At 52.6% G+C, this 12,758-nt stretch carries 12 protein-coding genes and 1 tRNA gene; 4 read left to right on the top strand and 9 right to left on the bottom strand.

The features are described 5' to 3' along the window. The first annotated feature begins 72 nt into the window (after window positions 1-72). Window positions 73-384, top strand: a complete 312-nt coding sequence (locus tag IB286_RS15465) for a JAB domain-containing protein (protein ID WP_450097557.1) — start codon at window positions 73-75, stop codon at window positions 382-384. Window positions 385-691: 307 nt separating this feature from the next. Here IB286_RS15465 and IB286_RS10890 read toward each other — a convergent pair. From IB286_RS10890 to greB, 7 genes are all read right to left on the bottom strand, one after another. Continuing rightward, a tRNA-Ser gene (locus IB286_RS10890) sits at window positions 692-784 on the bottom strand. A gap of 112 nt (window positions 785-896) precedes the next feature. Then, complete coding sequence (gene csrA, locus IB286_RS10885; RefSeq protein WP_190765412.1) at window positions 897-1,079, bottom strand: carbon storage regulator CsrA; 183 nt, start codon at window positions 1,077-1,079, stop codon at window positions 897-899. 82 nt (window positions 1,080-1,161) lie between these two features. After that, window positions 1,162-2,391, bottom strand: coding sequence for an aspartate kinase (locus IB286_RS10880; protein ID WP_190765410.1), 1,230 nt, complete (start codon window positions 2,389-2,391; stop codon window positions 1,162-1,164). Between the two features lie 97 nt (window positions 2,392-2,488). Beyond that, window positions 2,489-5,113, bottom strand: coding sequence for an alanine--tRNA ligase (gene alaS, locus IB286_RS10875; RefSeq protein ID WP_190765408.1), 2,625 nt, complete (start codon window positions 5,111-5,113; stop codon window positions 2,489-2,491). A 119-nt stretch (window positions 5,114-5,232) separates the two neighbouring features. Then, window positions 5,233-5,418, bottom strand: coding sequence for a Trm112 family protein (locus tag IB286_RS10870; protein WP_190765406.1), 186 nt, complete (start codon window positions 5,416-5,418; stop codon window positions 5,233-5,235). 33 nt (window positions 5,419-5,451) lie between these two features. Beyond that, the gene (locus IB286_RS10865; RefSeq protein WP_190765404.1) at window positions 5,452-6,303 is read right to left on the bottom strand and encodes a M23 family metallopeptidase; all 852 of its coding nucleotides are present in this window, start codon (window positions 6,301-6,303) and stop codon (window positions 5,452-5,454) included. A gap of 4 nt (window positions 6,304-6,307) precedes the next feature. Next, complete coding sequence (greB, locus tag IB286_RS10860) at window positions 6,308-6,790, bottom strand: transcription elongation factor GreB (RefSeq protein WP_190765403.1); 483 nt, start codon at window positions 6,788-6,790, stop codon at window positions 6,308-6,310. A gap of 75 nt (window positions 6,791-6,865) precedes the next feature. On the opposite strand from greB, the gene IB286_RS10855 reads away from it, so the two are divergent. Next, window positions 6,866-7,186: a 2Fe-2S iron-sulfur cluster-binding protein gene (locus IB286_RS10855; protein ID WP_190765401.1), complete on the top strand. Its 321-nt coding sequence runs from the start codon at window positions 6,866-6,868 to the stop codon at window positions 7,184-7,186. A gap of 94 nt (window positions 7,187-7,280) precedes the next feature. Then, window positions 7,281-8,525: an alpha/beta hydrolase gene (locus IB286_RS10850; RefSeq protein WP_190765399.1), complete on the top strand. Its 1,245-nt coding sequence runs from the start codon at window positions 7,281-7,283 to the stop codon at window positions 8,523-8,525. Here IB286_RS10850 and IB286_RS10845 read toward each other — a convergent pair. Both IB286_RS10845 and IB286_RS10840 read right to left on the bottom strand, forming a co-directional pair. Beyond that, complete coding sequence (locus tag IB286_RS10845; protein ID WP_398285040.1) at window positions 8,497-8,955, bottom strand: DUF1134 domain-containing protein; 459 nt, start codon at window positions 8,953-8,955, stop codon at window positions 8,497-8,499. The two genes, IB286_RS10850 and IB286_RS10845, sit on opposite strands and share 29 nt — an antisense overlap. Window positions 8,956-9,120: 165 nt before the next feature. Beyond that, a complete protein-coding gene (locus IB286_RS10840) occupies window positions 9,121-9,717 on the bottom strand; it encodes a uracil-DNA glycosylase family protein (RefSeq protein WP_190765396.1) in 597 nt (198 codons plus the stop codon). Window positions 9,718-9,881: 164 nt separating this feature from the next. Between IB286_RS10840 and gcvP the strand changes: the two genes are divergently transcribed. Continuing rightward, window positions 9,882-12,755, top strand: a complete 2,874-nt coding sequence (gcvP, locus tag IB286_RS10835; RefSeq protein WP_190765394.1) for an aminomethyl-transferring glycine dehydrogenase — start codon at window positions 9,882-9,884, stop codon at window positions 12,753-12,755. Window positions 12,756-12,758: the final 3 nt, after the last annotated feature.

The raw sequence follows: 12,758 nt of genomic DNA, 5'->3' as shown, positions 1-12,758 counted from the left end.
ACTGTCGAATCGTCGCCTTACAACGTTTCCCAAGCTGCAAATAGAGTTTTACGGCCCGAAGGCGATCTTCATATGAGTACATGGACTACCTCCAAAGTAGTCCAAGATTTTGTCCGCACCCTCGCCGGGTCAGTTTTAAATGCAAATCAACATTCGGCTGCAGTACATCCAAGAGTACTGGTTAGACGTGCCTTAGAGCACAATGCTGCCGCTATTATCTTGGCGCATAACCACCCATCTGGAGTTCTTGATCCCAGTGAGGCAGATAAGCGGATTACCAATCGCTTGAAGGAAGCTCTTCAGCTTATTGATGTAAGAACCCTAGATCACATCATTGTCACTTCTAATGGCTGCAAGTCCTTTGCCGAAGAAGGCTTGCTTTGATGGTTTACCCAGCACCTATCGGTGCTGGTGTTATTTTGTTCAATGAGGAAGTCGCCAAAATATACATAAGACGGATTATGCGAAGCACAAGTGCTTTCCGCTCCCACCGCATAATCTGATCTTATGTAAAATTTGCTCCTTGTATCATTCGGGTGAGGCATCGGCCTACTGCGCTGACGCTGCGAGGCCGGCCTCACCCTCAATCAAGGAATCAAAGGTAAAAATAAAAATGACGGTCTAATTGACGGCCTTAGCAGACCCCAGAAACAAGAAAGCCCCTGAAAATCAGGGGCTTATCTCTTTTTGATGGCGGAGAAGGAGGGATTCGAACCCTCGATGAAGCTATAAACCCCATACTCCCTTAGCAGGGGAGCGCCTTCAGCCACTCGGCCACCTCTCCGGCACTCTTGATGACCTAACATGTTGTTTCAACAACAATATGCCAAGTCTTAAAACGCGCGGCATAATACCACACTGAGCGAATAAACAAAGACCTAAGGTCAGGTTTTTGCCTATTCTTTGTCTTCAACTTTTTCGTGTTGAATGCGATCGTAGATCTCTTCACGGTGCACAGAAACGTCTTTAGGGGCGTTAACACCCAAACGCACCTGATTGCCTTTTACACCTAATACCGTAACGGTAACTTCGTCTCCGATCATCAGGGTTTCACCGATGCGACGAGTAAGTATCAACATGTGATTGCTTCTCCAAACTATGAGCGTGATGCCCTGCTCGTTGCATATCCCTGTGCACGCAGTGCGTCTTAGGCTTTACTTGTTAAGACGCAGCTTTCTGATCCAATTCGAAAGCAGCGTGGAGCGCGCGTACCGCTAACTCCAAGTATTTTTCTTCAATTACGACGGAAATTTTAATTTCAGAAGTGGTAATCAACTGAATATTAATCGACTCATCCGCCAAGGTCTTAAACATTTTGCTTGCGATACCCGCGTGTGAGCGCATACCCACACCAACCAGACTCACCTTGCAAATGCGATTATCAGTTTTGACTTCACGCGCGCCGGTTTTCTCCACCAAGTCGCGCACAATTGCCTCTGCCTTAAGCATATCACCTCGACTGACGGTAAAGGTCAGATCGGTGGTGTTATCTTCTGCAACGTTTTGAACAATAACGTCGACTTCAATATTGGCATCGCTGACCGGGCCAAGGATCTGGTAAGCCAGTCCGGGGGTATCAGGCACACCCAATACAGTAATTTTGGCTTCATCGCGAGTGAAGGCGATGCCCGAAATAGCCGGGTTTTCCATTGCTTGCTCATCCTCTAGGCTGATCAGAGTGCCGGGGCCGTCTTGGAAGGCATGCAACACTCGCAGGGGCACATTGTATTTTCCAGCAAATTCAACCGAGCGAATTTGCAAAACCTTGGAGCCAAGGCTGGCCATTTCCAGCATTTCTTCAAAGGTAATTCGGTCTAAACGGCGCGCATCTTCTACCACTCGAGGGTCGGTGGTGTATACGCCATCAACGTCAGTATAGATCTGACATTCATCCGCATTCAGTGCTGCAGCCAAAGCAACACCGGTAGTATCTGATCCGCCGCGCCCGAGCGTAGTGATATTGCCGCTTTCATCTACGCCTTGGAACCCGGCAACCACCACGACATTTCCGGCGGTGAGATCGGCACGAATGCTCTGATCATCAATCTCTTTGATCCGCGCTTTGGTGTGCGACTCATCCGTTAGAATCCGGACTTGGCTACCGGTATAAGACCGTGCGCCATAACCGAGGTCGTGCAGCGCCATACAAAGCAGCGCAATGGTGACCTGCTCACCAGTAGAAACCAATACATCCATCTCGCGTGGAGTGGGCTGGTTTTGCATGGCTTTGGCCAACTCAATCAGGCGATTGGTTTCGCCGCTCATGGCCGACACGACTACGACAACGTCATGGCCTTCATCGCGGAAGCGAGCGACTTTCTTCGCTACTTCTTTAATGCGCTCTACGCTGCCTACCGAGGTGCCGCCGAATTTTTGAACAATCAGACTCATGGTGTGCGAATCTTCACTACAAACGCCAGTTATCAAGGCCGCACATTAAACACTAGTTCGGCTGTAATGAAAATGTCTTACAGCGCTAAAACCCGCATTATTGCTGGGACTGAACGTAAGTTGCCGCACAGGCCAGTGCCTGATCGATAGCCGCAACATCTGTACCACCACCCTGGGCCATATCCGGGCGACCACCGCCTTTACCGCCCACAGCTGCCGCCGCCAGCTTCATAATGTCACCCGCCTTATAGCTGCCGGTGAGATCTTTAGTGACACCCGCTGCAAGAACGACTTTACCCTCGTCTTCGGTCGCCAGCAGTACAATACCGCTAACCAGCTTGTTTTTAAGCTGATCGAGGCTGTCGCGCAGGGCTTTGGCATCGACACCATCCACCCGTGTGGCCAGTACTTTAACGCCACCGATTTCAACAACTTCACCCAGCAGATCACGGCTACCCGCCGTTGCCAGCTTGGCTTTGAGACGATCCACTTCTTTTTGCAACTCGCGCTGACTACTAATCAGCTGAGCGAGTTTGCTATCGAAATTATCAGGAGTCGCTTTGAGGGTCGCCACAGCTTGTTGCAACAGGCCGCTATCGGCATTTACTGCATCCAGCGCGCCTTGCCCGGTTACCGCCTCAATACGGCGAACACCGGCGGCAATACCAGACTCCGCAACAATGCGCATCAAACCAATATCGCCGGTGCGTTTTGCGTGCGTACCGCCGCAAAGCTCTATAGAGAAATCACCACCCATGCTGAGAACCCGCACGGAATCGCCATACTTCTCACCGAACAACATCATGGCACCGCGCTTACGCGCGCTGTCGATATCCATTTCGGCAACTTCAACCGGCGTATTACGGCGAATCTCGGCGTTCACAATGCCCTCAATTTCGCGCAACTGAGCGGGAGTTACTGCTTCCGGCTGAGAGAAGTCGAAGCGCAGACGCTCGGCAGTAACCAGTGAACCTTTCTGACTAACATGACTGCCTAGTACTTGACGCAGAGCGGCGTGCAACAAGTGAGTCGCAGAGTGATTCAGTACCGTCGCCTGACGAATTGTGGGATCAACCTTGGCTTCAAGCTTGTCGCCTACCGCCAAAGCACCTTCAACCAACACCCCATAATGCAGGAAGTGATCACCACTCTTTTGAGTATCAGCCACTTCAAAGCGCAGGCCATTTGCCAGCAGCAAACCAGAATCGCCGGCTTGGCCGCCAGACTCGGCGTAAAAAGGCGTATCCGCCAGAATGACCGCACCGCGTTCACCGACTGACAAGCCGTCAACCACCTCGCCGTCACGCACCAAGCCGCGAACCTCGACCTCGGCGGCCAACTGGGTATAACCGCAGAATTGGGTTGAACCCTCAATATCTAGCTTCAGACCGGCATCCATTTTAAAGTTAGATGCACTGCGAGCGCGCTCGCGCTGAGCTTCCATAGCCGCTTCAAAGCCGTCCATATCCAAAGTCAGCTCTTGCTCGCGGGCAATATCCGCCGTCAGGTCAACGGGGAAACCATAGGTATCGTACAAACGGAACACGGTTTCGCCGGGAATTTGCTTGCCCTCAAGGCCAGCCAAGTCCTGTTCCAGAATTTTCATACCCTGATCAAGGGTTTTCGCGAACTGCTCTTCCTCTTGCAGCAAGGCTTTTTCAATCTGAGCCTGCAACTCGCGCAACTCGGGGTAGGCCTCGCCCATTTCCACGGCCAGCGGTGCAACCAGTTTATGGAAGAACGGCGCAGTCGCACCGAGCTTGTTACCGTGGCGTGCAGCGCGTCGAATAATACGGCGCAACACATAACCACGGCCTTCATTGCTCGGCAAAACGCCATCGGCAATCAGGAATGCACAGGAGCGAATATGGTCGGCAATGACGCGCAGCGAGCTGTTTTCCAGATCACTAACACCGAGTACCTTTGCAGTGGCACCAATCAAGGCTTGAAACAGGTCGATTTCGTAGTTGCTGTGAACGTGCTGCATAACCGCAGAAATGCGCTCAAGCCCCATACCGGTATCAACCGAAGGCGCGGGCAGTGGCTCCATGCTGCCATCGGCATCACGGTTAAACTGCATAAATACGTTGTTCCAGATTTCGATATAGCGGTCGCCGTCTTCTTCAGGGCTGCCCGGAGGGCCACCCCAAATATCGGGGCCGTGATCGTAGAAAATTTCAGTACAGGGTCCACAAGGGCCGGTATCACCCATTGACCAGAAGTTATCCGAAGCGTACTTGGCACCTTTATTATCGCCAATGCGAATCAAGCGCTCAGCGGGAATCCCCACTTCCTCATTCCAAATCTGGTAGGCCTCATCATCATCTGCATAAACAGTGACCCACAGCTTGTCTTTGGGAATAGCCAGATAGTCTGAAGAGGTCAGAAACTCCCAAGCGTAATTAATGGCTTCACGCTTGAAGTAATCGCCAAAGCTGAAGTTACCCAGCATTTCAAAGAAGGTATGGTGACGCGCGGTATAACCCACATTCTCCAGGTCATTGTGCTTGCCACCGGCGCGAACACAGCGCTGACTGCTAACCGCGCGAGTGTAAGGGCGCTTGTCCTGACCGAGGAACACATCTTTAAACTGAACCATGCCGGCATTGGTAAACAGCAGGGTCGGATCATTGCCCGGTACCAGCGAACTACTGGCCACAGGGGTGTGCCCTTTGCTTTCAAAGAAACGGATAAAGGCTTCGCGAATCGCGGCGCTTTTCATTGACCTGAATTCTCCACAACAGATTTTTACTGCCAAAACGGCGAACGCCGGGAAAGCCCCGGCGAAACTGGAAAGTATAGCGAAATGTTAGCGCCGTGTATTTAGTCAGCGCCTTGGGATTAACCGAGCTTCTCTTCCGTGGTCAGAGCGCGAGCCTCGGATTCCAGCATGACCGGAATGCCATCTCGAACGGGATAAGCCAGACCACTGGCACGACAGATCAGCTCATTAGTTTTGGGCTCGTATTCAAGGGGAGCCTTGCTGACCGGACAGACCAGAATTTCCAGCAATTTTTTATCAATCATTGTTGTTCTCTTATCTTTTAAAAACGACGAATTCTATTCTTGAGCGGCATATTCGGGCATCGGCCCAACTAATAATTCGGGATCGAGGCGCTGCCCAAACCAATTCATCCGCCAATCCAGATGCGGACCGGTGGCGCGACCACTAGCACCGACCTCGGCAATCAATTGCCCCTGCTCAATATGCTGACCTTCCTCAACCAACACCTTACTCAGATGAATAAAGGTCGAAGAAATACCCTGCCCATGATCAATAATGAGCGTCCCCCCCGAATAAAACATATCCGGATGCACCAGTGTAACCACGCCACTTTGGGGAGCCACCACCGGCGTCCCCGTGGGCTGCGCCACATCTACGCCATAGTGGGGGCGACCGGGCTGGCCATTATAGACACGCTGACTACCGAATACACCTGTCACCGGCCCCAGCAGCGGCCACTGAAAGGTTTGTAAAAAATCCTGCCGCGCTAAAAATTGCTTGCGCGCCTGCCCCACCTGCGCTGACTCACGCCGAATACGCTCCAATACCTCTGCCGGTGGCGTCACGGTTTTTTGCGGCACCCCGTTTACGCGCTGAACAGCATACTCACGCTGTTTGATCTTGAGCTGCTGCGTTTCACACTGATGTTGCCTGCACATTTCAAGCGGGACGATTGCCGCAGCATCGCGATCAAAACCCGCTGCAAACACACCATTTTCCGCCACTTTCACTGAATATGGCCCGAGTTTTACCTTGGTATCAGGCGCAACCTGCCCCCAGATCATCCCGCCCTGAATTAACTCACCGTGCAACTCAAACAACTCGACCTCGTTGGCAAAGGCCGTTAACGAGTACAACGCCCCCATAAGCACATAGAGTTTGGCGAAAAAAATAGATCTTAGGGTCATTAACTCACTGCTCCGGAGTTTTGTATTCAATACGATTGATGTACCAGATAAATTCGCCCGCCTCAGTGCGGACTACCGCCTCATCATCCACTTCCTTGCCCAATAGTGCGCGCGCCATCGGCGAATCAATCGAGATATAGTCTTTGCGATCAAAGATCTCATCGTATCCGACAACCCGAAACCGCAGTTGTTCGCCGTCGTCGTTTTCAACTTCCACCCACGCACCGAAATACACCTTACCCTCCTGTTGAGGGCTGTATTCCACTACTTTAAGGCGCTCCATAGCTTTGCGAAGGTAACGCACCCGGCGATCAATTTCTCGTAAGCGCTTCTTATTATATTGATAATCCGCGTTTTCGCTGCGATCCCCCAAGCTGGCGGCCCACGCGACTTTCTGGGTTACGTCCCGGCGCTCAATCCGCCACAGCTGATCCAGCTCCGCTTTTAACGCCACCATGCCTTCCGTGGTAATTAGATTTGCGGCCATACCTTACTCATTACGCCAAATCGCTTATTATCAACAGGCTTTTTATGACTGACAACGCCAATTAAGGATACCGCAATGCTACTCATCAATTTCATTACCCACGATGGCAACGCCTACGAAGCCGAGGTGGAGCCGGGCACAACAGTAATGGAAGCCGCGATTAATAACGGCATTGATGCCATTCTTGGCGACTGCGGCGGCGTGTGTAGCTGCGCCACCTGCCACTGCTATGTAGATGAGGCTTGGCAGAGCAAAACCGGCGAACCCAATGAAGTTGAAAAAGATATGCTCACCTGTGTTTTAGAACCACAGGACAATAGCCGGCTGGGCTGCCAGATCACCATTACCGAAGAAATGAACGGCCTCACCATTCACCTGCCAGCCTCCCAGTATTAGGGAGAGATCGCTTAAGTGCGAACTGGCTAAAACTCTATCGCTATTCTAAGCTCTACCGCTTTCGCTAGTCCGATTTGAAACAGGAGAAAATCATATGTTGCTGTTATCGCTGCTCTGGGTATGGATTGCCTGGAACGCCTACCACCCTTGGAAGGGCCGCCCGGCGTTTATGAGCATCGCCAGCTTTATTTTTGGTTTTCTCGCCGGCGAAATGGGCCTGCACCTGATCGCCACTCAGCTTGCACTGACCCTATTGATTGTTTGGTTTGGCGAACTCAGCGGGTTTACCGATGCTCTGGCCTTAACCATTTCTATGTTTAGCTGGTTGGCTTTAGGCCTGTTTTATTTCCGCGCCCAACGGGCCGAACCGATTATGGCGCAGGCAGTGAATTATGCCTTGGGGCGCTCAGCAGACAGCCCAATCTCCTTCGATGGGCTTGTAAGCTACGAGCCCGACCTGCAACGACTAAAAAACCCCTTTGCCTTTAAGCGCCCCGGCATTCAGTGCGAGCGAGACATTGTCTACCACGCTGGCGAAAGCGGTGATCTGCATCTGGATATTTATTCGCCCAAAACCCCAACCGCCAATGCCCCGGTTTTACTGCAAATTCACGGCGGCGCCTGGATTATCGGCAAGCGCGGCCAACAAGCTCAACCCTTAATTGGCCAACTGACAGAAAACGGCTGGATCTGTGTTGATGTGCAATATCGCCTTAGCCCAGCCGCCACTTTTCCCGACCACATTATCGACTGCAAACGCGCTCTGCGCTGGGTAAAAGAGCATATCCGCGAGTTTGGCGGCGACCCAGAATTTATTGTGGTAACGGGCGGCTCCGCCGGTGGCCACCTAAGCAGCCTGCTTTGCCTCAGCGCCAACTCGCCGGAATATCAGCCCGGCTTTGAAGATGCCGACACAACGGTACAAGGCTGCGTCCCGTTCTACGGTGTTTACGACTTTTTAAACAGCCAAGGTCAGCGTCAGGATTCCGGGCTTGAAGAACTAGTCGCCGACAAAGTCTTCAAGAAAACCATCAGCGAAGACGAACAGGCTTGGCAATTGGCCTCACCGCTGTTTCGGGTACGTAAAGATGCGCCACCATTTCTAATACTGCACGGCGAAGCCGATACCTTGGTGGGTGTAGAAGAAGGGCAACTGCTTTATAAAGCAATGCGGGAAACGTCAGAACAAGCTGTTGGCTATGCCGAGTTTCCCGATGCGCAACATGCGTTTGATTTAGTGATTTCGCTGCGCAGCCAGATAGTGGCGAACTATCTGACTTACTACCTCAGCGAATTACATAAGGGATTCCTTAGAAAGGAATCCACGACTTCTTCTTAGTGAAGTGCAGATAGCCAATATTCGCCCCAGTCCGCATACCCACACCGGTACGGATCGGGGCGATAATCACATTGCCACTTTGCAGGTAGTTCACACCGACACCAGCAACAAAATAAAAGCTGCCCTCAACACCGGGAAAACGCTGAAAAATTTGTTCGGGATTTTTCAGGTTATACACCAACGTAAAGGTTTTAGAGGCATTACCACCGGCATCAAAACCCACTGAGGGGCCCTGCCAAAAAATATCGCGGGCGCTACCATTGGGAAGCTGGATTTCACCTTGGCCGTAACGCACACCAATACCAATTGCCCCGGAAATTTCCTCACCGGTGATAATAGCGTTGGGCTCACCTTGGTCTTCAAACACTTTGCTTATGGCTTTGGCCAAACCTTCGCTAACATCACCAAAGAAACCTTCAGCCTTGGCCATAACTTCCTTTTGATCAAAGCTAGCGGTCGATTTTGATTCCCCATTTACGCCGTTGCTTTCCCCGGCAAACGCTCCCTGAGCAAAGGAAAGCATCATTACCAGAGCAAGAGTAAAAAGTCGCATCATCATATTCCCCGTAATTGCTATATTTATCGCTGATCGAGTTTAAGCCCGTAAGCATTTTGACACCCTATCCCGAAGCAGCGCTAGGGTTTCGACCTCGAACCACGGATTTTGTTTCAACCAGATTCGGTTGCGCGGCGAAGGGTGTGGCAACGGAAAAAAGCGCCCACTCGCATCACCAGACTCAGTAAAGGCCTTCAATCTCGGCGTTAGCTGTTTATGGTGATCGTTTAAATAATAGCGCTGGGCGTACTGGCCAATCAGCAAAACTAATTCAATCCCGGGCATACGATCCAGCAATTGAGCATGCCATTGAGGCGCACATTCCGGGCGCGGCGGCAAATCGCCGGAACGCCCCTTGCCGGGGTAGCAAAAGCCCATAGGCATAATCGCAATTCGGGGGTCGCTATAAAATTGCTCCCGATCGATCTGCAACCACTCTCGCAAGCGATCGCCAGAAGGATCATTCCACGGAATACCCGTTTCGTGCACCCGCGTGCCCGGCGCCTGACCAATAATCAGTAACCTAGCCTGCGCATTTGCCACCACTACTGGCCTTGCACCCAAGGCCAGGGCCGGCTCACAAATTGTGCAGGCAGCAACTTGTTGGAGTAAATCTGAGAGAGGAATCTGCGTCATCGATTCTCATTCCGCAAGAACACCGACATAAATACCAGCTATAGTGAACGTTCACCGAAGATATGCAATTTTTTGCCAATTTTCCCGGCTCGCCACCCAAGAAAAATGAGCGCCAATATGCTTTAATACACGCCTTTTTTTCGACCAGACGGACGCCGCTACGCATGTCTCATTCTCTGTCTCAATTCAGCTCCGAAAACGACTTTATTACCCGGCACATCGGCCCCACCGCCGAGCAGACTCAAACCATGCTCAGCAAGCTGGGCGTGCAATCAGTCGAGGAGCTAATCGGACAGACCGTGCCCGCCGCCATTCAACGTGGCCCCATGCCACTGCCCGGCGCCGTAACCGAACAGCAAGCCTTAGCTGAATTAAAAGCCATTGCCAGCAAAAACAAAATTGCGCGCTCATTTATCGGCATGGGCTATCACGACACCTTCACCCCCGGCGTTATTCAGCGCAATGTTTTGGAAAACCCCGGTTGGTATACCGCTTATACACCCTACCAACCTGAAATTGCCCAAGGTCGCCTTGAAGCCCTGCTGAACTTCCAGCAAATGGTGATTGACCTCACCGGCATGGATTTGGCCAACGCCTCGCTGTTGGATGAAGCCACCGCTGCCGCTGAAGCCATGGCCATGTGTAAGCGTCTGGTGCGTAAAAATCGCAGCAATGTATTTCTGGTGGATGAAAACTGTCACCCGCAAACCATCGCGGTTTTGCAAACCCGTGCTCGCCCTATGGATCTGGAGATTCAGGTTGGCAATGTCGCCGAACTGATCGACACCGCCGAGTGCTTTGGCGTACTGGTGCAATATCCCGGCAGCAATGGCGATGTGACCGATCTTCGCCAGCTCTGCGCCACGGCCAGCAGCCGCGATATTATGAGCGTGGTTGCCACTGACTTGCTCAGCCTGTTATTGCTGACCCCTCCGGGTGAACAAGGCGCCGACATTGTGGTGGGCTGCGCTCAGCGCTTTGGTGTACCAATGGGTTTTGGCGGCCCTCACGCGGCCTTCTTTGCCACCCGCGACAAATACAAGCGCTCGGTGCCCGGTCGCATTATCGGCGTTTCTGTAGATGCCCGTGGCAATCCCGCGCTGCGTATGGCCATGCAAACCCGCGAACAACATATTCGCCGCGAGAAAGCGACCTCCAATATTTGTACCTCTCAAGCGCTATTGGCCATCATGGCGGTGTTTTACGCTATTTATCACGGTCCCAAAGGCTTGAAGAAAATCGCTTCGCGCACCAATCGCCTAGCCGGGATTCTGGTGGCGGGTCTGCAGCAACTCGGCTACCAAACCAACAGCGCATTTTTTGACACGGTGACTGTCGCCACCGGCGATAAAACCGCAGCCATTTTTAAAGCGGCCCAAAGCCAGCTCCTCAACCTGCGCAATAACGGCCAAAGCCTGGGTATCAGTCTGGACGAAACCACCAGCGCAGCAGATATTGAAGCGCTGTGGGCGGTATTTGCCGAAGGCCAAACGCTGCCTTCTATTACTGAGATTGATGCCAAGCTGGGCGACTACCCAGGCATCCCCGCCGAGCTGCAACGCCAGAGCGAATACCTCGATCACCCGGTATTTAATCAGTACCACTCTGAAACCGAAATGCTGCGCTATATGCACCGCTTGGAGCGCAAAGATATCGCCCTCAATCACTCGATGATTGCCCTGGGCTCCTGCACCATGAAACTGAACGCCACCAGCGAGATGGTGCCAGTGACTTGGCCAGAGTTTGGCCGCATTCACCCCTTTGCCCCACGCGAGCAAATTCAGGGATATCTGCAATTGGTCGATGAGCTGGAGCAACAACTGGTTGGTTGTACCGGCTACGACAAATTCTCCATGCAGCCCAATGCCGGTTCACAGGGTGAATATGCCGGTTTGCTGGCGATTAAGCGTTATCACGAAAGCCGTGGCGACACCCAGCGCGATATCTGCTTGATTCCAAGCTCTGCCCACGGCACCAACCCCGCTTCTGCGGCCATGGCCGGAATGCGCGTGGTCATTGTTGGCTGCGACGAAAAAGGCAATGTAGATATCGAAGACCTGCGCGCCAAGGCTCAACAGCACAGCGAAGAAGTGGCCGCGCTGATGGTGACCTACCCCTCGACCCACGGTGTATTTGAAGAAGGTATTCGCGAAATCTGCGATATCACCCATCAGTTTGGTGGTCAGGTTTATATTGATGGCGCCAATATGAACGCCCTCGTTGGCTTGGCGGCGCCCGGTGAATTTGGTGCGGACGTGTCCCACCTTAACCTGCACAAAACCTTCTGTATTCCACACGGTGGCGGCGGCCCCGGCATGGGCCCCATTGGTGTTAAAGCGCACCTTGCGCCGTTCCTGCCCAGCCACCCGGTTTTACCTGTGGAAGGTCTGAGCGCCGATAACGACACCGTATCTGCAGCGACTTATGGTAGCGCCAGCATTCTGCCCATCTCGTGGATGTATATTCGCATGATGGGTGCGGAAGGCTTAAAGCAAGCCACCTCAATGGCGATTGTAAATGCCAACTACGTGGCCAAGCGCCTAAGCGACAGCTATCCCGTGCTGTACACTGGCCGCAATAACCGCGTAGCCCACGAGTGTATTATCGACCTGCGCCCACTCAAGGAAGCCAGCGGTATTTCCGAAGAAGACATTGCCAAGCGCTTGATGGACTACGGCTTCCATGCGCCGACTATGTCGTTCCCGGTTCCAGGCACGCTGATGATTGAACCCACCGAGAGTGAATCGCTGCTGGAGTTGGATCGTTTCTGTGATGCCATGATCAGCATCCGCGCAGAGATCGCCAAGGTAGAAGCCGGACAATTGCCACTGGATAACAACCCACTGGTGAATGCCCCTCACACCCAACGCGATATTGCCGATGCCAACTGGGAGCGAGCCTACTCAAAACAGGAAGCCGCCTTCCCCGCCGCTGAACTGTTTGGCAGCAAGTGCTGGCCAGCGGTTAACCGCATCGACAATGTGTACGGCGACCGCAACCTGATTTGCTCTTGCCCACCGATCAGTGCCTATCAGTAAGCT

Source organism: Spongiibacter pelagi (assembly GCF_014705705.1).
Lineage (GTDB): Bacteria > Pseudomonadota > Gammaproteobacteria > Pseudomonadales > Spongiibacteraceae > Spongiibacter > Spongiibacter pelagi.
Note: the sequence above shows the minus strand (reverse complement) of the source record. Positions and strands in the feature narration are given on the sequence as shown.